This window comes from Leclercia barmai (assembly GCF_049312895.1).
Classification (GTDB): Bacteria; Pseudomonadota; Gammaproteobacteria; order Enterobacterales; family Enterobacteriaceae; genus Enterobacter; species Enterobacter barmai.
Genome location: NZ_JBMNWZ010000002.1, coordinates 454,012 through 480,890 on the forward strand (window position 1 = coordinate 454,012; position 26,879 = coordinate 480,890).

The following is a 26,879-nucleotide window of genomic DNA, read 5'->3' on the forward strand; positions in this document are numbered from 1 at the left end:
TTACAGCGTAAATTCCAGTGGATGCAATCCGAATACCGGCGCTTTAATTCCAGGAATCCTCGCAAAATGCCGGCTGGCTAATATTTAACGCTTCGGCAGTTTAAAATTCAGCCGTTCCGTGTTGATTGTATGATGGTCAATTCGGTCGATATCCACCGAACTTTGCCCCTTCTCATTAACGGCTTTAATGTTCGCCAGCGAGAGCAGCGTCTCGTCACGCGCCATAAATTTCCCGCGCACATCCTTACGCAGATCGAAATTCAGCTTCAGGGCTGGCCCTCGCTCTGCGTCCTGCATGACGTTGATATTGCGCATGAAAAGATGCTGAGGTTTATTGTGCAGTTCAAGCGTTGCCCGTTTCATGTCCATATTGGTGAGCGCCACGAAAGAGGTTTTATTGCCGGAGGAGATCTGTATTCCGCGCAATTTTCGCGCAAGGTTCCAGTTGTCCATCTGGATATTGTTGAGGCGGAAATTCTGCGGTATCGACAAATAATCGCCCTTGATCACCCCGTAGCCAATTAACATCCCGGCGCTGTCGATCATCTCAACATTATCGATGACAAAGTTATCGCAGCCGTATATCGCTACCGTTGCGTTATCAATACCCGCTTTTTTGCTGAAGTCCGGGGTGATATTCCGGGCCTTAACATTACGAATGATAAAGTGTTTGCCGTTTTCAACATGTACCAGCTGGCGGCAGTTGCTGCCGGTAATGTTCGCCACCACGAAGTTCTTAACCGCCTGGTCTTCGGGGTAATTATTATCGTACGTGCTGCCCGCCAGACCGATGCCGATCCCCCAGTTAATCTTGCCGTTGGTACAGTCGATATGGTCGATGACGTGGTCTGAAATCAGGATGTTCTTGTCGTTGATCGCCACGTTCCACTCGATGGCGTCGCCCTGCAGGTAGCTGAAATGACAGTTGGTGATCTTCACCCCGTCCAGCTGATTATGAAATCCCTGACGCAGGATCGCATAGTTGGCTTTGGTGACCCGCAGGTTGTCGATCAGCAGATTGCGCATCACCCGCTTCTGTTTGCCGCCGATATAAATCTGGGTCACCGGGCCATAGCCGCTCATCGCCAGGCCCTGGATCACGCAGTCGGAGCCGCGCACGTCGAGGGTGATGTTTTCGCTACGCCCCTCCCCTTCGCCAATCACCTTGCTGCCATCCTGCAGCACCAGGCGGCCCCGGCCGTTGCCGGTCAGCGCCCCGCGAATGCGCAGGGTTTTGCCTTCGGGGATAAAAATGGCGGCGTTGATATTTTCACAGGTGAGCCCCGCGGGCACCACCACGGTATCACCCTCAGCAAAGGCCTTTTTGAAAGCGGCGATCCCGTCACGAAGGTCATACCGGCTGATGTCTACCGTGGCGCTGTTCGTGGCGGCCCGTACCCCTACCAGCGGCGCGGCCGCCAGTACGGAACAGGTGGTGACAAACGCGCGTCGCGTCATCTCTTTCGGCATATCGCCTCCGTTTAAAGCGTGTGTAGCAGAGTGGCTAACTGTCGATTGATAAGATGTTGGTTGAAATCGGTCTCCACCTTTTTGCGCGCGTTATGCAGCACGGGGGAGAGCTCCTGATGGGCGATGGCGGCAAACCGTTCCAGCTGGTTGGCCAGCGCCTCCGGGTTGTTCTCTTCCACCAGCCAGCCGGAATGGCCGGGCTCGATGAGCTCAGGAATGCCGCTGTGTACCGTGGAGACCACCGGAATGCCCACCGCCATCGCCTCCATCAGGGCTACAGGAATGCCTTCCATATCGCCGTCCGTACCGGTGACGGACGGGAGTAAAAAGACGTCGGCAGCATCAAGCATCGCCTTAACTTCATGGCTGGGCTTGAAGCCTGGCATCTCGACATAGGACTCCAGCTGATACTGCTCGATCAGGGTACGCAGGCGGCGCTCCCAGGGGCCGATGCCCAGAATGCGGTAGTGGAAATCTACCCCGCGCGCTTTCAGCTGGCGGCAGGCTTCGATCGCCACGTGAAGCCCTTTTTTCTCGGTCAGGCGCGCAACAGAGATAATCTGCAGCGGGCTGCCGGGCGCTTTAACCGGCCGTTGGGTAAAGCGCTGCATGTCCACGCCCATGCGCGAAACGGTGATTTTCTCCGGCGGACAGCCCATGGTTTTGAGTCGCCCGGCCCACAGGTCGCTTATTGGCAGCATCATGTCGCCGCGCTGAAAGAGCCGCTGGTATTCAGGCGTATAGTGGTTCAGCACCTCGCGGCTGGAGATATCAATCCCGTGAAACACCGTCGCGATTTTCCCCTCAATGACACCCAGCTCGCGCAGCTTGGCCGCCGTCACCCCGGCCGGTCCAAAGTGGGCGATAAACACATCCGCACGCCAGGGGCGCTGCGTCTGGCCACAAATGGCGGAGAGGATCAGATTGCGCGATTCGGCGCCGTAGCGGGAGACATTCAGCGCCTTCCATGTGCCGGGGCGATGCAGCCCGCGCAGGGTCTGGCGGGCGCGGTAGCGCAGTTTCGCCAGCTTGCCCTGGGGCTCATCCTGCAGCCAGCGGGTCTTGCTGGCCAGGTCATACTGCGTCCAGGCGGCGTGGGTGTTCTGGGTATCGCCCTTTTGCAGGGCGATAATCTCCACGTCATATCCCATATCAATAAAGGCGGTGATCTGGTTAAGCACAAAGGTCTCAGACGAGAGCGGGAATTTCAGTAAGAAGAAACCAACCTTCATTTGCCCTCCCCGACCCGATCCAGCACCGATTTCACCATGTTGATGCCGTTTTCACGTTCGGCCTTCACCGCCACCGCCAGGCGTTCGTTGATAGCCGGAAGCTGGCCGAGCGTGTCCCCAACCATCGCCCCCAGGGAGCCGTCCAGCAGATGGCGAATATCCACCGCCATCTCCGGCATACCCAGCTGCTGCATGATCCCGGCTGACTTGTGCTCGTAGTTAATGGCAATCGCTGGGGTGCCGAAGTTCATGGAGATAATGGCCGAATGCAGGCGGGTGCCCACGGTCAGGTCGCAGGCGCCCAGCAATTTGCCCATCTCCAGGTCGTTAAGTTCGTCCATCACCACGTGATAGCGCGACGGATCGCTGACGTGCTGGCGCAGGTTCAGCGCCACCATGCGGTCATCTTTGTTGTAGCTGTCGATCCCGGTACAGGTGGAGAGCGCCAGCACCTGGTAGCCGCTGTCCAGCACCCGGTTGACCACCTCGGCAAAGGCCTTTTCGTAGGCCGCCTGGGTGGTGCCCAGACGCTTATCAAACGGCGCCAGCTCGCGCAGGGTGATGGCAACGGTCTTCTGCTGCGCGGCCACGTTCAGCCAGTGCTGCACGGCATAGCTCGGGGTAAAGTTCGCTTCCTGATGATCTACCAGCCAGGCGGTATCCACCCCCTGCTCCACTTTGGTGGTGTCGATTTCGCTGCGCTGCATCAGATTCAGGCTCACCGACTCGCGCAGGATCAGCGCGTCACAGTGGCCAAACACATAGTTTGCCAGCTGGTTGAACTGTGGATCCTGGAATGGCCCGACGCTGTGGCCGACCATATACAGCGGCTTTTTCGCCATAAAGGTGCAGAGCGCATGCTCGAACTGCGGCACGCCGTAGAGGTCGACAAAAAACGATCCCCCTACCTGAATGATGGCGTCGTAGCCGGAGAGCAGACGGACAAAATCGGTAAAACCCTGGGCGATGGCGATATTGCGCAGCTTGCCGGTGTCGGTCACGCGGGACAGCAGCACCTGATGCTGATAGCGGCGGCGCAGCACCTTCTTCACGCGGCCCATCATGCCGGCGGCGCTGTTATGCTGCTTCATCTGGCTGTAGAGCGGATCGCCCATTACCGGGCGGTTCAGCAGCCAGGAGGAGCTCACCGGGTAGCGGCTCATCACATCCACTTCTGTCTCAGGCGACAGGGCGTAAATAGCATCCAGCAGGCCGCGCAGGATGGCGCTGTCACCACGGTTACCACAGGTATGGTTGCCCAGAATCAATAATTTCATAATAACCTCTTAAAAGATTCCCCTCCCCAAAGGGTGAGGGGGAGGAAATAATTAACCTGCGCGAAGCAGCGTTTTCATCTTTTCGTTGCGGCAGAACTGGCGTTTGATCTCCACCACCAGCGCGTTGCGCGACAGCACAATCATTACCGCGAAGGCCAGCGCCCCGGCGGCGACCTGCACCGCCAGCAGCGCGGCCAGCGGCAGATGGCCGTTAAGGGCAATCCCTAAGCCATAGCTCACCGCCAGCGTCGGCAGCGAGAGGTAAAACGGTAGCCACAGGCTCAGGATGTACTGGCGGTAGCTGGAGCCCAGCACCGGCTTAATCATCACGAAGTAGCTCAGGACGGTATTGATAATCTGCACCAGCAGGAAGCCCAGCGTGACGCCCATCGCGCCCGCCAGGTGGCCGCCGATAACGATCGCCGGAATAAACAGGAACGTTTTGAATACGTTGAACTTAAAGCTGATATCGACGCGGGCTTTGGCCATCAGCAGCGAACCAATCGGGTTACCGACGGAGCGCAGCAGCCCCACCACGCACAGCAGCTGCAGGATCGGCACAATGCTTAACCACTTCTCGCCAAACACCAGCGGCACCAGATTGCCGGAAACCACCATCAGCCCCAGCAGGGTCGGGAAGTTAATGATCCCTACCACCGACAGCAGCTTGTAGAAGTTGATGCGCAGCTTGTCGGTATCGTCCTGAATTTTGGCGAACGCCGGGAACAGCACGCGGGTGATGATCGGGTTGAGCTTCATCGGCGGTACCACCGCCACGTTGTACGCCAGGTTATAGCCCCCGGCGACGCTGGCACCCAGAATACGGGCCAGCACCAGGGTGGAGAGGTTGGTATTCACGTAGTTGATGATGCTGTCGGCGGTCAGCCACGCGCCGAAGCGCAAGTTAGAGGCCACCGACGCCAGCGAGAAGTGGAACCCCGGACGGTAGATTTTGCGGCCGAAGTAGCCGAACAGCAGGGTGCGCACGGCAGAGTTCACCAGATAACCGAGGATGGCGGTCATCGCCAGCGGCCAGAAGTGGGCGCTGACCACGGTGAAGGTAAACCCGGCCAGCACCGAGCTGGTTTCAATCATGCCGATTTTGCTGAACTCCAGCTCCTTTTGCATCAGGGCGCGGAACTGCTGGCCGTGGGGGATCACCACAAACGCGAACGACAGCGCACGCATCAGGGGGCCAAGTTCAGGGTTGTTCAGGGCGTCAGCAATAAGATCGCTCAGCAGAAACAGCACCACGAACACCAGGATACCCAGGCCGACGTTCAGCCAGTAGAGGGTGGTCAGCTCCAGCTGGCTAATCTCTTTGCGCTGAATAATCGAGTTGGCGATGCCAAAGTCCGACAGCGTATCGGCCAGGGCGATGATCACCAGCGAGACGGTCAACAGGCCAAACTGGTGGCTATCGATAATACGCGCCAGCACCGTCATCTGCACCAGCCCAAGGCCGATGATGATCACCGTGGCGATAGCCGACCACTTTGCCCCGCTGAGGGTTTTTTCACGTAAGCTCATGTCAGTACGCCGCTTTGTTCACAAAGCCTTTAAAGACGGTAAGAAAAACGATTTTGATATCAAACCAGAGGCTCCACTCGCGGATGTACTCCAGGTCAAACTCAATGCGTTTCTCCATCTTCTCCAGGGTGTCGGTCTCGCCGCGCCAGCCGTTGATCTGCGCCCAGCCGGTGATGCCCGGTTTCACTTTGTGGCGCAGCATGTAGCCTTCGATCAGCTGACGATACTGTTCGTTATGCGCCACCGCGTGCGGGCGTGGACCAACGATGGACATGCCCCCGGTAAACACGTTGATAAACTGCGGGAGTTCATCCAGCGAGGTGCGGCGCAGGAAGTTACCGACGCGGGTCACGCGCGGGTCGTTTTGCGTCGCCTGGGTCACCACCGCGTCGTTCTCCATCACCTTCATGGAGCGGAATTTCCACACCATGATCGGCTTACCGTCCATGCCGTAGCGGGTCTGGCGGAAGATCACCGGCCCCTTCGAGGTGAGCTTCACCGCCAGGGCAATGGCGCACAGCACCGGGGAGATCAGCAGCAGGATCAGAGAGGAGAGGACGATGTCCTCCACGCGCTTCAGCACCCGGTTGAGGCCGGAGAGCGGCGTGTCATACAGCGGCACCACCGGCACGCCGTTCACCTCTTCGATACGGGAGTGCAGAATGTTAAAGGTGAACACATCCGGAATGAGGATCACAGAGCAGGTGGTGTCCGCCAGCTTGCGCATCAGAGTTTTAATTCGGGCCTCGTCGCTCATCGGCATGGCGATGTAGACGTTGTGGATCTTGCCCGCTTTGGCATCGTCCACCAGTTGGGAGTAATTACCGGCCCAGTCAGCAGGCACGCCGCCGGGCTGCGCGTCGTGATAGACCCCGACCACATCAAACCCCAGCCACGGCTCTTTGCGAAAACCGTCCAGCAGCGCCAGTCCGGCCGGCATGCTTCCGGCCACCGCCACCCGGCGGGTGTTGTAGCCACGGTTACGCAGCCAGCCCGCGCCAAAGCGGATAAGGGATCGGCAGACCAGCATGCCCACGCTGGTCAGCAGATACCAGGCAAAATAGGTGGCAAAGCGATTATCAAAGTCGTTATTAAAGGCCACCAGCCCGAAGCTGAAGACCAGGCTTAAGGTCCAGTTCTGCAGCAGCAGCTGCAACTCGGTGGTGATTTTGACGCCGCGCCATGAGCGGTAAAAGTCGGTCATCCCGCCGATCATCTGGAAGACGACCAGGGCGATCAGCGCCATCAGCAGGTGCATGTAGAGGAACGGCAGCCCGCTGAGTTTACACACCATCCACAACCCACCGAACATGATGGTGATATCAGAAAAACGCTGCACCATAGAGATTAACGATGCATTCGTTTTGGCTCGCTCGCGCTTTTTTAGATTTGTCATCGTTGTTCCTGTTGTTTATCCCCTCACCCTAACCCTCTCCCCAGAGGGGAGAGGGAATTTGAACACCCTCTCCCCTCTGGGGAGAGGGCCGGGGTGAGGGGTAAGGTCTGACATTACTGATTCAGCAGCGCCATAATGTCCTGCGTTCGCGCCGCCATCAGCGCCGCATCGGCGCGGGATTCCACGTTCAGGCGCACCACCGGCTCGGTGTTTGACGAGCGCAGGTTGAAGCGCCACTGCGGGAAGGTCATGCTGATGCCGTCGGTACGGTCGATCTCCAGCGCGTGCAGGGCAAAGTGATGCTCCACACGGGCAATCGCCTCAGCAGGCGCCGCAAGGGTGCTGTTGATCTCCCCGCTCGCCGGGAAGGCCGTCATGCGGTCACGCACCAGCTCACCCAGCGACTGGCCCTTCAGGCACAGAAGCTCGGTCACCAACAGCCACGGGATCATCCCGCTGTCGCAGTAGGCAAAATCGCGGAAGTAGTGGTGGGCGCTCATCTCGCCGCCGTAAATGGCGTCTTCCTGGCGCATGCGTTCTTTGATGAAGGCATGCCCGGTTTTGGACATCACCGGGGTGCCGCCCGCTGCGGCGACCACGTCCACCGTGTTCCAGGAGAGACGCGGGTCATGGATGATGCGCGAACCGGGGTTTTTCTCGAGGAATGCTTCCGCCAGCAGGCCGACAATGTAGTAGCCCTCGATAAACTGCCCTTTTTCGTCGAACAGGAAGCAGCGGTCAAAGTCGCCGTCAAAGGCGATGCCCATGTCGGCGCCGTGTTCGATAACGGCGTTGCGGGTATCGGCCCGGCACTCCGGCAGCAGCGGGTTCGGTATACCGTTCGGGAAGTTGCCGTCCGGGGTGTTGTGAACCTTCACGAAGGTGACCGGCACGTTGAGCGCTTTGAAGCGGGCTTCGAGAGCATCCACCACCGGGCCTGCCGCGCCGTTTCCGGAGTTAATGACCAGCTTAAGCGGCTTGAGGTTTGCCAGGTTGATGTAACCCAGCAGGTGGTCAATGTAGGCCCCGCGCAGATCGATTTTTTGATAGCTGCCGCGTTTCGCCTCATTCACCGGCGGGAAGTCGTTGGCTTCCGCCAGACGCTGCACGTCGCGCAGGCCGGTATCGCCGCTGATCGGGCGAGCCCCCTCGCGCACCAGCTTCATGCCGTTGTAGTCCATCGGGTTATGGCTGGCGGTCACTTCGATCCCGCCGTCGACGCCCAGGTGGAAGGTGGCGAAGTAGATCTCTTCGGTGCCGGAAAGACCGATATCCAGCACGTCGACGCCCGCGTCCTGCAGCCCTTTCGCCAGCGCCAGCTTCAGCGCTTCGCTGGTCAGGCGCACGTCACCGCCCAGCACGATGGTTTTTGGTTTTAAGTATTCGCCGTACGCGCGGCCAATGCGCCACGCAATGTCTTCATTCAGCTCTTCACCGAGCTTGCCGCGAATGTCGTAGGCTTTAAAACAGGTTAATTTTTGCATCATTACCCCTTTTTCAGGCAACAGTTGGCCCGACCCGGACAGGGCCAATTTAATTTTGTTGTTTTGTAGGCCCGGTAAGCGCAGCGCCACCGGGCAAAATGCGTGAGCGCTAGACCCGCCCGTATCTGTCCTCAAAGCGGACGATATCATCCTCTTCCAGGTACGAGCCGGAGCGCACTTCAATCAGATCGAGGGGGATTTTCCCCGGATTTTCCAGACAGTGGGTCGCCCCCAGCGGGATGTAAATCGACTCGTTTTCACCGAGCAGGGTCTCGACGTTGTCGATGGTGACTTTGGCGGTACCCGCCACCACCACCCAGTGCTCCGCGCGGTGGTGATGCATCTGCACCGACAGCCCCTCGCCCGGCTTAACGGTGATGCGTTTCACCTGGTAGCGGTCGCCCTCGTCGATGGAGTCATATTTGCCCCACGGACGGTAAACTTCGCGGTGAATGTGGTGCTCATGACGGCCATCGGCCTTGATCTGCTCCACCACTTTTTTGACGTCCTGCACCGCGTTGCGATCGGCAATCAGCACCGCGTCTTTGGTCTGCACCACCACCAGGTCCTTCACCCCGACGGTAGTGACCAGGCCAGACTCGGCGTACACATAGCTGTTTTCGGTTTTATGGCTGATCACATCCCCGTGATGGACGTTACCTTCCGGTGACTGGGCGCTGATCTCCCACAGAGAGGACCAGGAGCCGACGTCGCTCCAGCCCGCATTCATCGGCACCACCACCGCATCGGCGGTTTTTTCCATCACCGCGTAATCTACCGACTCCTCGGGGCAGGCGAGGAACGCAGCTTCGTCCACGCGGATAAAGTCCAGATCCGGGTCGACGGTAGCCATTGCGCGTTCGCAGGCTTCGAGGATGTCCGGGCGATATTTTTGCAGCTCTTCCAGATAGCGTCCGGCGCGGAACAGGAACATGCCGCTGTTCCAGTAGTACTCGCCGCTGGCGACGTAGGCCTGAGCGGTTTCCATATTGGGTTTTTCGACGAACTGCGCCACGTTAAAGGCCAGGCTGTCGCCCTCGCCCGGCGTGACGTTGCCGCGACGGATATAGCCATAGCCGGTTTCGGGCAGATCCGGCACGATGCCGAAGGTCACCAGCTTGCCGCTGTCGGCATACGGGATCGCCGCCCGCACCGCTTCGCGGAACGCCTCTTCCTGCTGGATGACGTGGTCTGCCGCCAGCACCAGCATCAGCGGATCGCAATCCGGGCTGCTGCGCTTCGCCGCCAGGGCCGCCAGGGCGATGGCCGGGGCGGTGTTGCGTCCGGCCGGTTCAAGAATGATGTTTTCGGTGAGCTTGTTCAGCTGACGCAGCTGCTCGGCGACGATAAAGCGGTGCTGTTCGTTACAGATCACTACCGGGCTTTCGCAGTCCACGCCGTTAAGACGGTTCACCGTGGTCTGCAGCATGGTGAGCTCCCCTTTCAGGCAGAGGAACTGTTTTGGATAGAGCACGCGGGAGAGTGGCCATAACCGGCTACCTGAGCCACCCGCCATCACAACCGGGTACAACGTATTCTTATTCATGATTTATCCCCGAATATCTGCAATAAACTGGTTCAGCACGTTCTCTTTCTCGAGCGTGCGTTCGGCATAGTCACGCGCTATCGCGTTCTCTTTGGGCATAGATAAGGCTTGTTCGATCCCGCTTACCAGCGCGGGCACCGATTCAGGCTCGACGCACACCGCGATCCCCGGCAGGCTGTCGCACAGCTGGCCCAGCTCGGTGTGGGCCTCGGCGGTGATCACCGCGTTGCCGCCCACCGCCAGAATGTTGGTCAGCTTGGAGGGCAGAACGGCATCCGCCGCGCCGCGCTTTTGCACCACCAGATGGCAATCGGCCATCTTCAGCAGCGCCGGTAAGGCGTCATAAGACTGCAGCGGCAGGAAGCTGACGTTCTGCAGGCCGCGTTCGCGGGCCATTTTTTGCAGCCTTGCCTTGCCACCGCCCTGCCCGACAATCACAAACTGCCAGGGCTGACCGCTGAGCTGTTCGGCGGCCTCAATGACGTTCTCGAGCCCCTGCTTCTCGCCGATGTTGCCCGAATAAAGAATGAGTTTTTTGGCCTCTGGCAGACCCAACTGCTCGCGCAGGGCTTCGGCATCCGCCTGTGTTACATCGCGAAAACGCGCCACTTCTGACCAGTTGGGAAAGAAGATCACTTTCTCCGCCGCCACGCCCTTCTCCTGCGCCTTGTTCATCATTGAGCGCGAGATAGTGGAGACGTAGTCGACGTTGTGCAGGCCGCTGCGCTCGAAGGCGCTGGCCATTTTCGCCACCTTGCCGCCCTTGCCTTTCCCGGCCATTCCCAGGCCCAGCATGGCGTCCACTTCGTAATCCTGAATGTGCAGCAGGGTGCGCGCGCCCGAGAGTTTGCCCAGCAGGCGCATGCCCGGGGTGCAAAACAGGGTTGGCACCACGCCGATAATGCGATCCGGCTTCCAGCGACGTTGCGCCATCAGCGGGAAGAAACTGCTCAGGGCAAAGCTGCCCAGATGAATCAAACGTTTTAAGGTCGATGGCTGCTTCGGCACGTACAGCGGGCAGCGCCAGACGGTGGCGGCGCCCTCTTCACGACGGTAGCGCCAGCTGGAGTAGGACTCGCCCACCTGCCACTCCGGGTAGTAAGGCGGTGCGGTAATGACCCGCACCTCGTGGCCCTGGCGGGCCATCCATTCGACCATCTCGCCGGTGTACTTACCGATACCGGTCAGTTCGGGGGAATAGTTAATTCCGTATACGAGGATCTTCATAGTCCCGGCACTCCGGCCTGCTGCAGAAAATAGGCCCGGCTGTTGTCATGCACGTTATCGCTTGCCAGCAGCTGTTCTGCCGTCTGCCAGCGGTAGTCGTCATGCTGTGCATCAGGCAGACGCAGGTCCGCCCGATCCACCTTCAGGCGAAAACCGAGCACCACGTAGTGGGTGGTGAAATCGGTGCCGGAAAAGTTGTCGTCATAGAAGTGCTGCCAGACACCGTAGAACTGCCCCGCCGTCATCGGCAGACGGAGCCCCAGCTCCGCCTCCGTCAGACGCGCAAAGGCATTTTCCAGCGTCTCGTCTTTCTGCACCCGCCCGCCCGGTACGAACCAGTAGCCCTGCGCCGGGCGGTTGGTACGCTGCCCGAGCAGGAACTCACTGCGCTCGTTCTCCACAATCAGATCGATGGAGATAAGCGGGGTGGAACGCACCACAGTGGCAAAATCTTCCTGACTCAAAAACATAGTTACCCCCGGAATCGGTGCTGGTTTTCCAGGAACCACTGGTACGTGCTGGCCAGCCCCTGCGCCAGCGTCACCTCGTGGAACCAGCCCAGCTGGTGCAGACGGGTCACGTCCAGCAGCTTGCGCGGGGTGCCGTCAGGTTTGGTGGCATCGAACACCACGCGCCCCTTGTACCCCACTACCTGGCTGATGGTGAGCGCCAGCTCGCGGATGGTGCAGTCCACGCCGGTGCCGACGTTGATGTGCGACAGCATCGGCTCGGTGTTCTCCTGCCACACCTCCTGGGCCAGCTCCATCACGTGGATGCTGGCAGCCGCCATATCGTCCACGTGCAGGAACTCGCGCATCGGCGTGCCGCTGCCCCACACCACCACTTCCGGCGCGTTACCGGCCTTCGCCTCATGGAACCGGCGCAGCAGCGCCGGGATCACATGGGAGTTGCTCGGGTGGAAGTTATCGTTCGGGCCGTACAGGTTAGTCGGCATTACCGAGCGATAGTCGCGGCCATACTGGCGGTTATAGGATTCGCACAGCTTGATCCCGGCAATCTTGGCGATGGCGTACGGCTCGTTGGTGGCTTCAAGCGTGCCCTGCAGCAGCTCGCTCTCGGCAATCGGCTGCTTCGCCATCTTCGGATAGATACAGGATGAGCCGAGGAACAGCAGCTTGTTCACGTTGTGCAGGTGCGCCGCGTGAATGATGTTGCTCTCGATCATCATGTTCTCGTAGATGAAGTCCGCCGGGTAGGTATTGTTGGCAACAATACCCCCCACTTTTGCCGCCGCCAGATAGACCTGGTCGATGCGCTGTTCGGCAAAGAAGGCCTCTACCGCTTGCGCATCCAGCAGGTTAAGCTCGTCACGACCGCGCAGCACCAGTTCGACGTTGCCACGTTGTTCCAGCTGGCGGACGATCGCCGAACCCACCATCCCGCGATGTCCGGCAACAAAAATACGTTGTTTGGTCATTCTCAGGACTCCAGCGCGATGGCAACCTCGTAGCCGTGGGATTTGAGCAGGGAGTGTTTTTTCGCCGCTTCGAGATCTTTAGCCACCATTTCGGAGACCATCTCCTGCAGCGTGGTTTCTGGTTTCCAGCCCAGTTTTTCATGCGCTTTGGTCGGGTCGCCCAGCAGGGTTTCAACCTCGGCAGGACGGAAGTAGCGCGGATCAACTTCCACAATCACGTCGCCCGGCTGTACGCCCGGTGCGTCGTGGCCGGTCACGGAAACCACAATGCCCTTCTCTTCCACGCCGGTGCCTTCGAAGCGCAGTTTGATGCCCAGCTGAGCCGCTGCCATCTCAACGAACTGACGCACGGAGTACTGCACGCCGGTGGCGATAACGAAGTCTTCCGGTTTTTCCTGCTGCAGCATCATCCACTGCATCTTGACGTAGTCTTTGGCATGGCCCCAGTCACGCAGGGAGTCCATATTGCCGAGGTGCAGCTTCTTCTCGAGGCCCTGGGCGATGTTGGCGATAGCGCGGGTGATTTTGCGGGTCACGAAGGTCTCGCCGCGGCGCGGGGATTCGTGGTTGAACAGAATGCCGTTACAGGCATACATGCCGTAGGATTCACGGTAGTTAACGGTGATCCAGTAGGCGTACATTTTTGCCACCGCATACGGGGAGCGCGGGTAGAACGGGGTGGTCTCTTTCTGCGGGATCTCCTGCACCAGGCCGTACAGCTCGGAGGTAGAAGCCTGGTAGAAACGGGTCTTCTTCTCGAGACCGAGGAAACGAATCGCTTCCAGCAGACGCAGGGTACCGATGGCGTCTACGTCAGCGGTGTATTCCGGGGACTCGAAGGAGACCGCAACGTGGCTCATGGCGCCCAGGTTATAGACCTCGTCCGGCTGCACTTCCTGCAGAATACGGGTCAGGTTGGAGGTATCGGTCAGATCGCCGTAGTGCAGGTGGAATTTCGGGTTCGTTGCGTGTGGATCCTGGTAGATATGATCCACGCGCTCGGTATTGAAAGAGGAGGCACGACGTTTGATTCCGTGCACTTCGTAGCCTTTTTCCAGCAGGAGTTCCGCCAGATAAGAACCATCCTGTCCGGTTACGCCGGTGATGAGAGCGACTTTAGACATGTTTATTTTCTCCAGACTTATCAGAAGTTATTCAGTTTCAACGCGTTCGCGTATCACCACTGCGGGATTGCCACGGCAAAGCCTGTTTGCCGGTAGCGACTTAAAAACACTGCTGCGCGCGCCAATAACGGTACCGTTACCAATTGAGACGCCGGGGGCGACAAATACGTCGGTCGCCAGCCAGCATTTCTCGCCAATGATTATTGGCTGCGCGTTAATATCAAAATGTTGACTCATATAATCGTGGCTGCCGGTGCACAGGTAGCATTTCTGTGATACCACCGCATTCGCACCAATCGAAATATCGCCGAGGGTGTATAACACCGCGTCATCGCCAACCCAGGCGTTATCCCCTAAGGTTAATTTCCACGGGTAAGTAATTTTTACCGAGGGGCGAATCACTACGTTTTTTCCGATTTTTGCGCCGAAGCAGCGTAATAAAAATGCGCGCCAGCGATACATAATTTGCGGTGACCAGGCAAATAACGTTGCCTGAACGGCCCACCATAACTGCACCTTAATGCCGCCTGCGCCGCGAAACCCTTTTGGCACAGAGAAGCCGCTTAATTCCTGCATACTCTTTCCTTATATTCAGACTTTGTTATATAAGGCTTTGGTTTTACCCGTCGTTTTCAGACGTAATAAATAAGATAATTCCGCGAGCGCGCCCGGCATGCGCAATATTTCGCGCTGAACTTTTTTGGCGTCCTGACATAATTCCAGATTATTCGAGGTTGACACCCCGCCCATCGAAAATTCAGAGACCAGACCCGGCAGGCGTTTAAACGGATAACCGGCTTTATACAGTCGCGCGGTCAGGGCGTAATCCGATGAGACGCGATATTGCAGATCGTACGGGTAAGTTTTTAACCCACTCAGCGGAAAGAAAATCGCCTGATGGCTGGCCGGCAGGCTGTGATAAATATACCAGCCCGGTTTCGCCGCACGGCGTACTTTATTTCCGTCACCAAAATCGAGTAAGGCGTCGCCCATGTACATGGCATTGTCGTTCGCCCGGCTGAGCTGACGCACAAACTGCGCCACGTCGTCATGAAAAATATCGCCGGAGTTCAGGAAAATGGCGTAGCGCCCCTGCGCCATATCGATACCCTTATTCATGGCATCATAGATACCGCGATCCTTCTCGCTGATATAACGTAAGTTATACTCACCGTTGAGCTTTTCGAGAAACTCCGCAGTGCCGTCGTTCGAACCGCCATCCACCACAATCCATTCAAAGCTGAGGCTGGGATCGCCTGCCAGATTGCGCAGCGACCGCCAGGTTTTTACCACACCCTCGTAGTTACGAAAGGCAACAGTAATAACGCTGAGTAACATAAACCACCTCGTTATGAATGCGTAATATTCAGCGCCTTGCGCAAAATAAACGGGCAAACAATTAAGAATGCGTACTCCGGGCTAAATATTGACCCGGTAAAAAACAGCGACACCGGCGTAAAAAGATAAAGCTGTACGCGAAAATTCTGATTATCACCAAAGGCGCTGATCGTCATTTTGAAAACTTTAAACAGATACCACGCCGTTAATAATACTGCGAACCATGAGAAATAAATAATCAGCAGATACAAGCCATTGTCTATTGTTTTTCCGACGTCCGCACCGTTAAAGATTCCGAATGATGCGACATATTCATAAAGTGAGCCGAATCTGACAACGCCGTCAATATGGGTTAAAGAGTACCCAACCATCACCAGCGGACCGATAATACGATAATAAGATGACGACCCTTCGGTACCTAAATCACCCAGACGTTCGGAAATATACGGGAAGGCAAAGACCACCCCGACTAAAAACACTGACAATGAAATGATCGCTAAAGGTAACTTTTTCTTGATCGCCTCTTTATTCAGGTACTGAAACGCCCACTCAAGGAGGTAAAACAGAATAAAGGTCATTACCCCGGAGAACGAACCTGACAGAACAATTCCTGCAAGAATCATAGCATCGCTCTTGGGCGTTTTGATACCAAACTGTTTGATGCTGAGCCAAATTGAGATTAACGCCAGAGCGAAGAATGCCGGTTCGAAATAGAGCGCCGTGGTACGTTTTCCGCCAAATTTAATGAAATTCAGTACATAGCTATTACTGTAAATAAGATATTTCGAAATTATTTCCATCAGGCTACTGCCGCCGGTGAGAATAATTTGCGCCATCTCCAGGGCAGCAATAGAAACGATGATGCCAATGACCAGATAAAAGAACCTGAGGATCTTCCGATAATTGTGCGGCGATATCGTTTTAAAGCGAATACTCCACACCATGCCGATGATAATCACGATATAGACAAACAGCATGGTGGAGGTGACATATTTGCTGGCATCCAGCGACTGACCAAAGATGTAGTTGAAGGCCGTCAGCCCCACGCCCAATCCCAGGGCTATCATCAGCTTCTTCACGCTGATTTTGTCGACAAACAGCAACAGCAGCAGCGGTAAGAAGGTGACGATGGTGATGGGGAAACTTTCCCCCAGCTGGGCAATTTTGACGTTGACCAACAGGTAGACCAGCGGCAGCAGCAGATAGCTACAGATTCTGATAGAACGAGACATACTCCTCCAGCATCTGTTGTCCACTGTAGGCCTGGCGGCTGCGGGCGCGGAACGCCTCAAGGGAGGTGCCGAACACCGCCTGGGCGATCTCCGCCTTCGCCAGCTGCACCAGCGGCAGCACGTCGTTTTCGCTGAAGGTTTTGCCCCCGGATTTTTCCAGCACTTCCCGCGCGGCGTCGCTGTGGGTGGCGATCACCGGCACCCCGATGGAGAGCGCTTCGCACAGGATCAGCGGGTAGTTATCGACCCGGGAGCTGAACACCAGCGCATCCATGCCGTTAAGGGCGCTCATCAGTTTGCGCTTGTCGGTTTCGAAGCCGTGGTTCACCACGTTCGGCCCCTCAAACGGCGAGAATTTACCGAAGGTGTGCAGTTCGATTTTGTCGCCGAGCGCCATCATGTCACGCACCAGCTGCTGGTTAGTTTTGCCGTCGTAGCGCAGATCGTGGGCGACCACGGCGATTTTCGGCTTGCCGGCGGTCACCGCGACCGGGGTCAGCTCGGCCAGAATGGCCTCCGTCGCCACGTCGATGCCGTTGTTGATGATCCGGCAGCGCCCTGCCCCGTACAGGCTGTTAAAGGCATCGGCCACGTGCTGGCTGGGGGAGATAAACTGGCAGCCCAGCGCCAGCATGTCGCGGAACAGCTGGCGTTTGCCGTCCACCAGCTGATGGGCGCGATCCACCTTCACCGGCGGGTAGTTGCTGAGGGTCGGGCATTTCTGGCAGTTGTCTTTCCACCCTTCGCAGCCGTCGGTAAAGGCGCAGCGGCCGGTCACGCTCCAGTGATCGTGCAGGGTCCAGACGAACGTGGTGTCCGGCTTATGGGCCTGCACGTTCTCGCAGAACGCCACCACCTCTGCAAGCCGAAGCCAGTAGCTGTGCAGCACGTGGAAATGCAGCACCACCGGGCCCGGCGTGCGGGTGACGGTGCGGTACAGGCTGTTGAGATTGCCAAACAGGTCGCGGTTAAACAGGCGGAACAGCGCGATGTTGGCCACCGAGGTCAGCCGCGGAGTGTGTTTCACCACATTAGGATAGCGATCGTGGCTGACGCTTTTCTTGCCGCCCTTGCCGTAACCGTAGACAAAGCGCGACTGAAGTCCTTTTTGCAGCGCGCGCTGGTGCAGATCCAGCGCCACCCCTGCCGCCCCGCCCTCGGCGAGACGCACGTTAAATTGCAGAATGTTCATTTGATCACCTTCACGCGGGCCTTCTCGCCCACCACCAGCGCGTTGTCCGGGATGCTGTCGAGCACCACGCTTCCCGCCCCAATAGTGACGTTATTGCCGACGGTGATATCACCGATCATCACCACGTTGGCGCCCAGCTCAACGTTATTGCCGATCACCGGACAGGCCAGGCTGTCCGGGCCGCGGTTGCCAAGGGTCACCCCGTGGCGAATGGTGAAATCATCCCCGGCGACCACGAATTTATTGATCACCACGGCATAGCCGTGATGAATGGTGAAGCGACGACCGATGGTGGCCGCGGCCTGGATCTCGTAGCCGAAGAAGCACTCGGTGATGATGCGATAAAGCACCAGCACCGGCGCCGCCCACAGATTGTTAAGGACGTTCTTTTTGCGCCACACCGAGCAAAAATGGGCCACCCGGTAGGCCAGCACCATGCAGCAGGGGCGCAGGCTCCAGCTGTTTGCGCGACAATCTTCCAGCACCATTATTTCCCCCGCAGTCCATCAGCCAGACGCTTACCGTTACGCACTGAAATCAGGGTCAGCAGCGTGCGCCAGTTCATGCGCTTGTTGCGGATCTGATAGAGCGTAAACAGCTGATATTTGCGGCTGGCGCGGTCGAACTTGTCCCGATGCTTGCGATAGAAGTGGAAGTAGCCGGAGAACTTTTTCGGCGACGAGGTGATCTGCATTTCGCCATGATTGATGTGCAGGATCTGCGTGGCTTCTTCCACCTTCCACGGCTCGCCGTACTCCACTACCATCCGCAGGAAGATGTCGTAATCCTGGGCGGCGGCAAGGGTCGTATCGAACAGGCACTCCTTGAAGCGCCATGCCCAGGTAAAGACCTGATTGCCGATGATATTGCGCTTGTAGAACAGGTGGCGCGAGTACGGCGATTTTGGATACAACGGCAGGCTGGCGGGCTGGGAGTAGACCTCCCCCTCGCAGACGTAGTCGTTGGCGTATAAAAACGCGTGGGTCACCAGGTGATGCTGATGGGACAGGAAGGTCGACAGCCGGTTCGGCGTCCACTCATCGTCATCGTCGATGCCGGTCAGGTACTGGCCTTTGGCCTGCAAAATGGCCTGGTTACGGACCGCACAGGCACCGGAGTTGATGGCGTTGTGGGTGTAGATCACCCGCGGATCGTTCAGGTCAGCGACAAACTTTTGCAGCTGCTCGTACGAGGAGGAGCAATCATCAACGATGATCAATTCCCAGTGGTCATAATCCTGGCGCAATACCGATTTTATCGCACGGATCGCCAGCTGCTGACGGTTCCATGTCGGCATATAAATGGAAATCAAAGGACGTGGTGTCATGGTATTCCCCGAATGGCTCATTACTTGCTGTCCGATTTATATTCGTACTCGTAATACCCGTAATCCTGATACCCGCTGGCGCGGCGGAAGATGGAGTTGAGGATCACCCCTTTCACCGCGATGCCGTTCTGCTCGAAGCGGCTGAGGCTGGTTTCCACCTCTTTCAGGGTGTTCACCGCATAGCGCGCCACCATCAGGGTGGTGCCCGCATGGCGGCCGACAACCGCTGCATCCGTTACCGCGAGGATTGGCGGGGTGTCGATCAGCACCAGGTCATAGTTTTTGCTCGCCCACTCCACCAGCTGGGTAAAGCGCTCGCTCATCAGCAGCTCCGATGGGTTCGGCGGCACCTGCCCGCGCGTGACCAGGTCAAAATTAGGGATCGAGGTCGGCTTCGCGCACTGGCTGATATCGCCCTTGCCCAGCAGAATGTCCGACAGACCGTTCTCGTTGTTGGTGCCGAGCAGCTCGTGGGTGTAGCCCTTACGCATATCGCAGTCGATCAGCAGCACGCGCTTGTTGGTCTGGCTGACCACCGCCGCGAGGTTGGCACAGACGAAGGTTTTCCCGATGGACGGGCTGACCCCGGTGAGCATCAGCACGTTGTTGCTGGCCTGCATCATGGCGAAGTGCAGGCTGGTGCGCAGGCTGCGGATGGCTTCGATAGCCAGATCCGTCGGGTTGCCCACTGCCAGCAGCTGGCTCTGTTTGTAGCGTTTGACGCCGTTGGTGGTTTTGACGCTGTCACGCGACTTCTGCCACTCCGACAGCGGGATGCTGGCGTAGACGTTGATGCCGTGCTCTTCCAGCACCTGCGGGCTTTCGATCCCACGGTTAAACAGGGAGCGCAGCAGCACGCCAACGATGGAGAGCATCAGGCCGAGAATAATGCTGCCGAGAATAATTAGCGCTTTCTTCGGCTTCAGCACGCCCGGCTGGGTGATGGCCGGGTCGACAATGCGCACGTCGCCCACGGTGCTCGCCTCGGTGATCTTCAGCTCCTGCTGTTTATTCAGCAGCTGCATATAGACCTGCTGGCCCGATTCAACGTCGCGGGTCAAACGCAGGATCTCCTGCTGGGTTTTTGGCATCGCGGTGACGCGATTATTCAGCTTCGCCTTTTCCTCTTCCAGGGTCTGGCGTTTTTCCAGCAGCGTGCGGTAGGCCGGGTGACGTTTGGTGTAGAGCTTGGAGATTTCCGCCTCTTTAAAGGTCAGCTCGTTCAGCTGGGCGTCGATGTTGACCATCGAATCCAGCACCGACTTCGCCTCCAGCGGCAGGTCGACGGAGTCTTTATCCTGACGGAACGCGTTGAGCTTGTTCTCGGCCTGATCCAGATGGCCGCGCACTTCCGGGAGCTGTTTCGCAAGGAACTCGAGGCTCTTTGACGCCTCTTCCGACTTGCGCTTCACGTTCTGCGCCTGGTAGTTGCGGGTAATGCTGTTGAGGATGTCGCGGATCTTATCCTTGTCTTCCCCGGTAAAGTTCAGTCTCAGCACCCCGGTGTCTTTTCCGGTTTCAGTGACGGTCAGGTTGCCCTGCAGGTTATTGATCATCCCCAGCATCGAGAATTTGCTGACGGTAAACTCGCTGCCGGTCTGGGCATGAATGGCGCTGACCATCATGCTCACGCCGTCTTTTGTCAGCATCTCCCCCACCTTGCCCTCGGCGCTAAACCCGGCGTCGCTGGTGAGCTGATAGCGATCTTTTCCCAGCACCTCAAGGGTAAAGACCTGGCTGGCCCCCCCGGCAGGAAGCGTGAAGGTGGTCACTTTGACGGTGTCGTTCTGACGGCCCATCAACCGATCCCAGCCCGCGCCAAACACCGGGAAGCTGTTTTTGCTGACGCCGATATCGAGATCCAGATCGTCCACGGTTTTGCCCAATACCAGGCGGGACTGGATCAGCTCAATTTCCGCCTGCGAGGCGGGCGGCTTGTTCGCCAGCGCCGAACCAATGTCCTGCACCAGGGAACTGCCGCTGTTCTGCTCAATTTGCACCAGCGCATCGGCGCTGTAGATCGGCGTGGCGAAGAGGGTATAGATCACCGCCGCAACGGCGAACACGGCGGTAATGCCAATCACCCACCAGCGCGCCTCGACCACGGTGCCGATCAGGCGACCAATATCAATTTCATCACCGCCCGCACTCGGCGCGGCAGAAGGTTTTACGTTTGCTGTCATTATTATCCCTGCTGAACGTTCAGTGCCTGTGCCCACTGGCGGGCAGACTGGTCGAGTAAGGTGTAAACCGCCTCAAACGCTTCGTGGCTTTTGCGATAGGGGTCGGGGATCTCACGTTCGTTATCCCAGTGACCAAACAGCATCACCTTGCCGCGCATTTCCGGTGCGATATCGCACAGGGCGTGGATATGGCGTTTTTCCATCGCCAGGATCAGGTCATAATCGCGGCACAGGCTGGCCGACACCTGACGGGCGCAGTGCCCGTCGAGTGAAAGCTGATGCTCTGCGGCAACCTGACGCGCACGCTCGTCGGCACCTTTGCCCACCAGCGCGCCCAGCCCGGCTGACGCCACGGTGAGCTGCGGTTGATACTGTTTCAAAAGCCGTTCAGCGGTAGGGGAACGGCAGATGTTCCCCACACACACCACCAGAATCTTGTTAAACATCGCTATCACCAGTTGTGGTACTGATGCACCGTATCGGACATCGTGTGGATATTGTTGATGGTCGGCATCAGCTGGTTCATCACACGGTTCCAGCGCGTTATCGGCGCGGTAGTGACATAGACCACGTCATACGGCTGGAGGCGGAAGCTGGTCGCCATCACCAGCGAGGTGGCATCAGACATATCCAGCTGGTAAACGTTGGCAATCTTGCCCTTCGCACCGTTTCCAGTAATCGGACGGATGACGAAGATGCCGCTGGCGTCGGAGGTGCTCATATCCAGTCCTTCCGCGTTGCCCAGCGCTTCGGTCAGGGTCATGCCGCTGAAGTCCATCTTGAGGGTGCTCTGTTTCTTCACTTCACCCATCACGAACACTTTCAGGTCGTCATTGCGCGGCACGAACAGAATGTCACTCGGATAGAGCAGACGGTTCTGACTCAGATCGCCGTTCTGCATCAGGGCCTGCAGGGAGATACGCTCCTCTTTGCCTTTATGGGTCAGCACCGCGTTGCGCCAGTCGGCGCCATCGGTGAGGCCGCCCGCGGCGTTGATGGCATCAAGCACCGTCAACGGCACGTTAGTGATTGGCTGCTGGCCGGATTTATTCACCTGGCCGGAGACGTAGGCTTTTTGCGAGCGGAATGCGGCGATATTAACGTCCACCTGCGGGTCAGCGATGTACTGCGCTAAACGGCCGGTAATATCACTGCGGATCTGGCTAAGGGTTTTGCCTGCAACACGGATCTTGCCGACATAGGGATAGAACATGGTGCCGTCCGACTGGACCCAGTTACCGGCATCGCTGGAGCTACGGTACTGCCCGGCGGGAGTGGTCAGTTCGGGGTGATCCCAGACGGTGACGTTAATCACGTCGCCAGGCCCGACGCGGTACTGGTAGTTGGCGATCTCTTCATCAAGGCTGACGTTAGGTCGCGCGACAACCGGGCGGGGGCGTAATTGTTCAACCAGCTGCGGGGTCATGGGATAAACATTCACCATGCGGTTAATATCAAAGTCAGCGTCCTGCTGTTTAATCACATCCTTGCCCGAGGTTGACATATTGCTGCCGGGAAAGATCGTACAACCACTCATTAAGGTCACAGACACCAATAATGGCATCAATTTCATTTTGGATTTCATCATTGATTATTTATCACTATGGCAGAGTAATTATCCTGTGCATTTAAATAAGTGCGAAGGCGTATTACTTTTAGCATGCAGTCAATAAAAGAGAAATATAACTGGCATCAGTCCTAAAAGAAGCTTATTCGCTCTCAGGCTATTGACAGAATAATCGAGGCTGATTAACACGCTTTCAGGCACGCTACCGCCCTTGGCTTTCAGTTACCAATTCACTGCTTAAACAGCAAGTTAGGGATAAACACCCTCTTTGATAGCGTTTAATGAAAAATATAAAGGACAGGATAATTCCGAACCCAATATAGATTTATCACGTCATTAAACCGACACAGAAATAGCATCAAAAATGACCGCTATTTGATGCTGAAAGAATTGTTGCAGCTATCTGAAAAGCAGGCAAGGAAACATCACCCAAGGCGTGGCTTTTAAGATTAATATTAACGGTCGCATTTCTGTGTTTTTAGGAATAGCTTGATATTGACATTATTAAATACACTTATCGACCTGCGATATTTCTTATTTTACTTTATTCGGATTTATTCCACTATTAGCCCACAGAGTGAGGGGTTTATTTCATACGCGTTAAGTAAAATCTGTGCAGATAAATGCCCGGCTGGCATTGCATTTTTCTGGCGCAGTATCCATGATCGAAATGTGACAATTGTCATATAACGAAAGGTATTACTCTCACTATGGAATGGATAGCAGATCCATCAATATGGGCCGGCCTGGTCACCCTGGTGGTGCTGGAGCTTGTGCTCGGTATCGATAACCTGGTCTTTATCGCTATTCTCGCCGAAAAACTGCCCCCTGCTCAGCGCGACCGCGCCCGCATTACCGGTCTGTTAATGGCGATGATCATGCGCCTGCTGCTGTTGGCCTCTATCTCCTGGCTGGTGACCCTCACCCGCCCGCTGTTTACCGTCCACGGTTTTGGCTTCAGCGCTCGCGATCTGATTATGCTGTTTGGTGGTTTTTTCCTGATCTTCAAAGCCACTGTCGAACTCAACGAAAGGCTGGAAGGTAAGGACAGCGAAAACCCCACCCAACGCCGCGGCGCGAAATTCTGGGCGGTGGTGGCGCAAATCGTGGTGCTGGACGCCGTCTTCTCGCTGGATTCAGTGATCACCGCCGTGGGCATGGTCGATCACCTGCCCGTCATGATGGCCGCCGTGATCATCGCCATCGCGCTGATGGTGATGGCCAGCAAGGCGCTGACGCGCTTCGTCAATGATCACCCGACGATTGTCATTTTATGCCTGAGCTTCCTGCTGATGATTGGCTTCAGCCTGGTGGCAGACGGTTTTGGCTTCCATATTCCGAAAGGGTATCTCTACGCCGCAATTGGCTTCTCGGTGATTATCGAGGCGCTGAACCAGCTGGCGATCTTTAACCGCCGCCGTTTTCTCTCTGCCAACCAGACCCTGCGCCAGCGCACCGCCGATACGGTGATCCGCCTGCTGAGCGGGAAAAAGGAGGATGCCGAATTGGACGCGCAGTCTGCCTCGCTGCTGGCCGACCATGACGACAGCCCGATCTTTGCCCCGCAGGAGCGGCGGATGATTGAGCGGGTGCTGCACCTTAACCAGCGCTCCGTCAGCAGCATTATGACCTCGCGCCACGATATCGAGCATATCGACCTTAACGCGCCGGAAGAACATATCCGCGCCCTGCTGGATAAAAACCAGCACACCCGCATCGTGGTCACCGGCAGCGATCGGGAAGAGGAGCTGCTGGGTGTGGTGCATGTGATCGACCTGCTTAATCAGCAGCTGCGCGGCGAGCCGTTAAACCTGCGGGTGCTGATCCGCCAGCCGCTGGTGTTCCCGGAGGTGCTGCCGCTGCTGCAGGCCCTGGAGCAGTTCCGCAACGCGCGTACCCATTTTGCGTTTGTGGTGGATGAGTTTGGTTCCGTGGAGGGGATCGTGACGCTCAGCGACGTGATGGAGACCATTGCGGGCAATCTGCCGAACGAGGTGGAAGAGATCGACGCCCGGCATGATATCCAGAAGAATGCCGACGGCAGCTGGACCGCCAACGGCCATATGCCGCTGGAGGATCTGGTGCAGTATGTGCCCCTGCCGCTGGACGACAAGCGCGAATACCACACCATCGCGGGCCTGCTGATGGAGTACCTGCAGCGGATACCGCAGCCGGGCGAAGAGGTACAGGTGGGAGATTACGCCCTGAAAACGCTGGAGGTGGAGAACCACCGGGTGCAGAAAGTGCAGCTGATTCCGCTGATCACGCAGGAGGATGTGGATTACGAGGTTTGATGCTGTGGCCCTCACCCCTCACCCTAACCCTCTCCCCATAGGGGAGAGGGAACAGTCAGGTGCGGTCTTTAAGCATGAGCTCGATCGGGTTTTCCCCCTCTCCCCTATGGGGAGAGGGCAGGGGTGAGGGGTGGGGTGTGAAGGTGTTTAAACCTACTGGATCTTTTCCAGCAGCTTCTTCACATCTTTACCGTTCTTCGACTCTTTATTCTTCTCGGCCCAGTCACTTAACCGGCGTTTCGCTTCATCCTGCAGATGCTTACGCATCAGCTGATCCACCTGCAGGCTGTAGTTCAGCGCCTGCCAGTTGCCGTATACGTTCAGCGGGATCGGCGTGGTTTTCAGGAAATCGATCAGCTTGCCTTCGCCAAGCCATCCTTCCAGCACGCGGACTTTAAAGCGGGTATCAGCCGTCTCTTTAACCAGATCCAGCGTGCCGTTTCCTTCAAGGGTCAGCATTGGCGACTCGCCCTGCATATCCTCCAGCGTCACCTGCCCTCTGTCGAGCGTCAGGTCGGTAACGAAGCTGTCCAGACGGGTGGCGTTGTCAAAGTTCTCTTTGACCTTCACGTTACTGCTGCGCTCTACCGCCTGCTGCACCAGCTGCTGGAAGTTAAGCCCTTCCATGCGGGTATTGTGCATTTCCAGATGCGCCTCACCCTGCCAGTTGCGGCGGAAGGCTTCGGCGTCAATCTTGCTGCCGGAGAAGTCACCGGCCATGGTCAGGCTGCCGGTAAGGGCAATCGGATAGTTAAACGCTTTCAGGATGGTGCCGATCTCAATGTTATCAAGACGCGGCTGGAAGGCGGTCTGGGCAGCGGCTTTCCGCACATCGAGTGTACCGGGTAAAGACAGGCTCCCCTCCCCCAGTTTACCGCTCAGCTCCGCAATGGTCAGAAGGCCGTTCTTGTTGCTCAGCTGGCTGCTGACCTGGGTGAAGTCCATTCCGCGCCAGCGCACGCTGTTCGCTTTCAGCTGGACATCGGCGCTAAAGCCGCGCAGGCCGTTATAATCCGGTTCGTCCAGATTAGAGGCGATCACCGGACGTTGCGACCTGGCCTGGGTTTGTCCCTGCTGTACCGCCTCGCTGTTTGTCGCCGCGGCAGCCTGCGCCGGGAGCAGATTTTCCAGATTGAGCTTGTCGAACTGCAGGTTGATGTTCCACTGCGGGTCGGTGCCCAGCAGCACACTGGCCTCACCGGTCAGGGCGCTGTCATTGGCCTGCAAATTAAGCTGATTGAGTTCGAGCTGCTTCTGCTCCTCATGCCACAGCGCCTGCAGCGTGCCCTGCCCGCTGATGCCCTGCGTCGGCAGATCGACGCCGGTCAGCTGCCAGCTGAGTTGCTGAATGTCGGCGCTCAGCAGGTGCGGATAGTCGGAGGCGTTGACGTTGGCGGAGAAGGCCAGGGTCAGATCGCGCTGATTGCGGTTCACCCGGGCGCTAAAGTCGATCTTGCCTTTATGATGCTCATCCTGGTCCATCTGCAGGTTGAGATTGCGCACCGTGACCTGCTCATCCCCTTCGTGCTGGAACACCAGCACGCTGTCGGCCACCTTCAGGCGGCCAATATCAAATGACCAGCCAGCGTCATCCGCTTTATCAGGCAGGGTATTTTCGCGCGGCGCCACGGGGGCTTCGGCATTACGAACGGCTTCGGTTTGCGGGGTGAGCTGGATCACCGCCCCTTTGAGCATCACCTGATTGACCTGGAGCTGATGCGAAAGCAGCGGCATCAACGCCACGTCGAGGCGCATATTGTCAGCAGACACCAGCGGCGCGGAGGCCCCCGGCGCGGTGAGCGACATGCGCCCGGAAAGAATGCTGAGCTGCGGCCAGACGTGCCAGCGCAGCGGGCCATCCAGCTTCAGAGCATAACCGCTGCGCGCCTCAACCTGACGCACCATGTAGGCGCGAAAGTCATTGGGATTGACCAGCAGAACCAACGCTGACAGGCCAGCAACCAGCACCACCAGCAAAATCATCAGCGTGGTCAGAACTCTTCTCATGGCTTCCTCAATGGA

Annotated in this window: 22 protein-coding genes; 1 reads left to right on the forward strand and 21 read right to left on the reverse strand. The window is 57.4% G+C overall.

Annotated elements, in window-relative coordinates:
* Window positions 1-84: 84 nt before the first annotated feature.
* The 20 genes from wcaM to ACOYA6_RS10670 all read right to left on the reverse strand — a co-directional run bounded on the left by wcaM (window position 85) and on the right by ACOYA6_RS10670 (window position 22,584).
* Window positions 85-1,470: a colanic acid biosynthesis protein WcaM gene (gene wcaM / locus ACOYA6_RS10575; RefSeq protein WP_422654654.1), complete on the reverse strand. Its 1,386-nt coding sequence runs from the start codon at window positions 1,468-1,470 to the stop codon at window positions 85-87.
* Window positions 1,471-1,481: 11 nt separating this feature from the next.
* Window positions 1,482-2,702: a colanic acid biosynthesis glycosyltransferase WcaL gene (wcaL, locus tag ACOYA6_RS10580; protein ID WP_039030255.1), complete on the reverse strand. Its 1,221-nt coding sequence runs from the start codon at window positions 2,700-2,702 to the stop codon at window positions 1,482-1,484.
* Window positions 2,699-3,979, reverse strand: a complete 1,281-nt coding sequence (gene wcaK / locus ACOYA6_RS10585; protein ID WP_039030256.1) for a colanic acid biosynthesis pyruvyl transferase WcaK — start codon at window positions 3,977-3,979, stop codon at window positions 2,699-2,701. The genes wcaL and wcaK overlap by 4 nt, the downstream gene beginning before the upstream one ends.
* 51 nt (window positions 3,980-4,030) lie before the next feature.
* Window positions 4,031-5,509: a colanic acid undecaprenyl disphosphate flippase WzxC gene (gene wzxC / locus ACOYA6_RS10590; protein WP_422654655.1), complete on the reverse strand. Its 1,479-nt coding sequence runs from the start codon at window positions 5,507-5,509 to the stop codon at window positions 4,031-4,033.
* Between the two features lies 1 nt (window position 5,510).
* Window positions 5,511-6,905, reverse strand: coding sequence for an undecaprenyl-phosphate glucose phosphotransferase (gene wcaJ, locus ACOYA6_RS10595; RefSeq protein WP_039030258.1), 1,395 nt, complete (start codon window positions 6,903-6,905; stop codon window positions 5,511-5,513).
* A 113-nt stretch (window positions 6,906-7,018) separates the two neighbouring features.
* Entirely contained in the window at window positions 7,019-8,389 is a 1,371-nt protein-coding gene (gene cpsG / locus ACOYA6_RS10600; RefSeq protein WP_422654656.1) for a colanic acid biosynthesis phosphomannomutase CpsG, read from the reverse strand.
* Between the two features lie 109 nt (window positions 8,390-8,498).
* Complete coding sequence (gene cpsB, locus ACOYA6_RS10605) at window positions 8,499-9,935, reverse strand: mannose-1-phosphate guanyltransferase (RefSeq protein ID WP_422654657.1); 1,437 nt, start codon at window positions 9,933-9,935, stop codon at window positions 8,499-8,501.
* A gap of 3 nt (window positions 9,936-9,938) precedes the next feature.
* On the reverse strand, window positions 9,939-11,162 hold the full coding sequence (wcaI, locus tag ACOYA6_RS10610; RefSeq protein ID WP_422654658.1) for a colanic acid biosynthesis fucosyltransferase WcaI: 1,224 nt from the start codon (window positions 11,160-11,162) through the stop codon (window positions 9,939-9,941).
* A complete protein-coding gene (locus ACOYA6_RS10615; protein ID WP_422654659.1) occupies window positions 11,159-11,632 on the reverse strand; it encodes a GDP-mannose mannosyl hydrolase in 474 nt (157 codons plus the stop codon). Before ACOYA6_RS10615 ends, wcaI begins: the two co-directional genes overlap by 4 nt.
* 2 nt (window positions 11,633-11,634) lie before the next feature.
* Window positions 11,635-12,600 (reverse strand): GDP-L-fucose synthase, encoded by a 966-nt coding sequence (gene fcl, locus ACOYA6_RS10620; RefSeq protein WP_039030262.1) that lies wholly within the window; start codon window positions 12,598-12,600, stop codon window positions 11,635-11,637.
* A 2-nt stretch (window positions 12,601-12,602) separates the two neighbouring features.
* Window positions 12,603-13,724: a GDP-mannose 4,6-dehydratase gene (gmd, locus tag ACOYA6_RS10625; RefSeq protein ID WP_139563218.1), complete on the reverse strand. Its 1,122-nt coding sequence runs from the start codon at window positions 13,722-13,724 to the stop codon at window positions 12,603-12,605.
* Window positions 13,725-13,751: 27 nt separating this feature from the next.
* Window positions 13,752-14,300 (reverse strand): colanic acid biosynthesis acetyltransferase WcaF, encoded by a 549-nt coding sequence (gene wcaF, locus ACOYA6_RS10630; RefSeq protein WP_422654660.1) that lies wholly within the window; start codon window positions 14,298-14,300, stop codon window positions 13,752-13,754.
* A 15-nt stretch (window positions 14,301-14,315) separates the two neighbouring features.
* The gene (gene wcaE, locus ACOYA6_RS10635; RefSeq protein ID WP_138369958.1) at window positions 14,316-15,062 is read right to left on the reverse strand and encodes a colanic acid biosynthesis glycosyltransferase WcaE; all 747 of its coding nucleotides are present in this window, start codon (window positions 15,060-15,062) and stop codon (window positions 14,316-14,318) included.
* An 11-nt stretch (window positions 15,063-15,073) separates the two neighbouring features.
* On the reverse strand, window positions 15,074-16,294 hold the full coding sequence (gene wcaD / locus ACOYA6_RS10640) for a colanic acid polymerase WcaD (protein WP_138369957.1): 1,221 nt from the start codon (window positions 16,292-16,294) through the stop codon (window positions 15,074-15,076).
* Entirely contained in the window at window positions 16,269-17,486 is a 1,218-nt protein-coding gene (gene wcaC, locus ACOYA6_RS10645; RefSeq protein WP_422654661.1) for a colanic acid biosynthesis glycosyltransferase WcaC, read from the reverse strand. The genes wcaD and wcaC overlap by 26 nt, the downstream gene beginning before the upstream one ends.
* Entirely contained in the window at window positions 17,483-17,971 is a 489-nt protein-coding gene (gene wcaB / locus ACOYA6_RS10650) for a colanic acid biosynthesis acetyltransferase WcaB (protein ID WP_103792230.1), read from the reverse strand. The genes wcaC and wcaB overlap by 4 nt, the downstream gene beginning before the upstream one ends.
* 2 nt (window positions 17,972-17,973) lie before the next feature.
* The gene (gene wcaA, locus ACOYA6_RS10655) at window positions 17,974-18,813 is read right to left on the reverse strand and encodes a colanic acid biosynthesis glycosyltransferase WcaA (protein ID WP_039030281.1); all 840 of its coding nucleotides are present in this window, start codon (window positions 18,811-18,813) and stop codon (window positions 17,974-17,976) included.
* Between the two features lie 20 nt (window positions 18,814-18,833).
* Window positions 18,834-20,996: a tyrosine-protein kinase Wzc gene (gene wzc / locus ACOYA6_RS10660; RefSeq protein WP_039030269.1), complete on the reverse strand. Its 2,163-nt coding sequence runs from the start codon at window positions 20,994-20,996 to the stop codon at window positions 18,834-18,836.
* Window positions 20,997-20,998: 2 nt separating this feature from the next.
* A complete protein-coding gene (gene wzb / locus ACOYA6_RS10665) occupies window positions 20,999-21,442 on the reverse strand; it encodes a low molecular weight protein-tyrosine-phosphatase Wzb (RefSeq protein ID WP_039030270.1) in 444 nt (147 codons plus the stop codon).
* Between the two features lie 5 nt (window positions 21,443-21,447).
* Entirely contained in the window at window positions 21,448-22,584 is a 1,137-nt protein-coding gene (locus ACOYA6_RS10670) for a polysaccharide export protein (RefSeq protein WP_138369955.1), read from the reverse strand.
* Between the two features lie 689 nt (window positions 22,585-23,273).
* Here ACOYA6_RS10670 and ACOYA6_RS10675 point away from each other — a divergent pair.
* Window positions 23,274-24,857 carry a TerC family protein gene (locus tag ACOYA6_RS10675; RefSeq protein ID WP_039030272.1) on the forward strand — a complete coding sequence of 528 codons (1,584 nt, stop codon included), beginning with the start codon at window positions 23,274-23,276 and terminating at the stop codon, window positions 24,855-24,857.
* Between the two features lie 153 nt (window positions 24,858-25,010).
* On the opposite strand, the gene asmA is transcribed toward ACOYA6_RS10675, so the two are convergent.
* Window positions 25,011-26,864 carry an outer membrane assembly protein AsmA gene (gene asmA / locus ACOYA6_RS10680; RefSeq protein WP_422654662.1) on the reverse strand — a complete coding sequence of 618 codons (1,854 nt, stop codon included), beginning with the start codon at window positions 26,862-26,864 and terminating at the stop codon, window positions 25,011-25,013.
* Window positions 26,865-26,879: the final 15 nt, after the last annotated feature.

Coding starts and splice junctions, on each gene's coding strand:
- wcaM (WP_422654654.1), bottom strand. CDS start 1,470: ATGCCGAAAGAGATGACGCGACGCGCGTTTGTCACCACCTGTTCCGTA.
- wcaL (WP_039030255.1), bottom strand. CDS start 2,702: ATGAAGGTTGGTTTCTTCTTACTGAAATTCCCGCTCTCGTCTGAGACC.
- wcaK (WP_039030256.1), bottom strand. CDS start 3,979: ATGAAATTATTGATTCTGGGCAACCATACCTGTGGTAACCGTGGTGAC.
- wzxC (WP_422654655.1), bottom strand. CDS start 5,509: ATGAGCTTACGTGAAAAAACCCTCAGCGGGGCAAAGTGGTCGGCTATC.
- wcaJ (WP_039030258.1), bottom strand. CDS start 6,905: ATGACAAATCTAAAAAAGCGCGAGCGAGCCAAAACGAATGCATCGTTA.
- cpsG (WP_422654656.1), bottom strand. CDS start 8,389: ATGCAAAAATTAACCTGTTTTAAAGCCTACGACATTCGCGGCAAGCTC.
- cpsB (WP_422654657.1), bottom strand. CDS start 9,935: ATGAATAAGAATACGTTGTACCCGGTTGTGATGGCGGGTGGCTCAGGT.
- wcaI (WP_422654658.1), bottom strand. CDS start 11,162: ATGAAGATCCTCGTATACGGAATTAACTATTCCCCCGAACTGACCGGT.
- ACOYA6_RS10615 (WP_422654659.1), bottom strand. CDS start 11,632: ATGTTTTTGAGTCAGGAAGATTTTGCCACTGTGGTGCGTTCCACCCCG.
- fcl (WP_039030262.1), bottom strand. CDS start 12,600: ATGACCAAACAACGTATTTTTGTTGCCGGACATCGCGGGATGGTGGGT.
- gmd (WP_139563218.1), bottom strand. CDS start 13,724: ATGTCTAAAGTCGCTCTCATCACCGGCGTAACCGGACAGGATGGTTCT.
- wcaF (WP_422654660.1), bottom strand. CDS start 14,300: ATGCAGGAATTAAGCGGCTTCTCTGTGCCAAAAGGGTTTCGCGGCGCA.
- wcaE (WP_138369958.1), bottom strand. CDS start 15,062: ATGTTACTCAGCGTTATTACTGTTGCCTTTCGTAACTACGAGGGTGTG.
- wcaD (WP_138369957.1), bottom strand. CDS start 16,294: ATGTCTCGTTCTATCAGAATCTGTAGCTATCTGCTGCTGCCGCTGGTC.
- wcaC (WP_422654661.1), bottom strand. CDS start 17,486: ATGAACATTCTGCAATTTAACGTGCGTCTCGCCGAGGGCGGGGCGGCA.
- wcaA (WP_039030281.1), bottom strand. CDS start 18,813: ATGACACCACGTCCTTTGATTTCCATTTATATGCCGACATGGAACCGT.
- wzc (WP_039030269.1), bottom strand. CDS start 20,996: ATGACAGCAAACGTAAAACCTTCTGCCGCGCCGAGTGCGGGCGGTGAT.
- wzb (WP_039030270.1), bottom strand. CDS start 21,442: ATGTTTAACAAGATTCTGGTGGTGTGTGTGGGGAACATCTGCCGTTCC.
- ACOYA6_RS10670 (WP_138369955.1), bottom strand. CDS start 22,584: ATGATGAAATCCAAAATGAAATTGATGCCATTATTGGTGTCTGTGACC.
- ACOYA6_RS10675 (WP_039030272.1), top strand. CDS start 23,274: ATGGAATGGATAGCAGATCCATCAATATGGGCCGGCCTGGTCACCCTG.
- asmA (WP_422654662.1), bottom strand. CDS start 26,864: ATGAGAAGAGTTCTGACCACGCTGATGATTTTGCTGGTGGTGCTGGTT.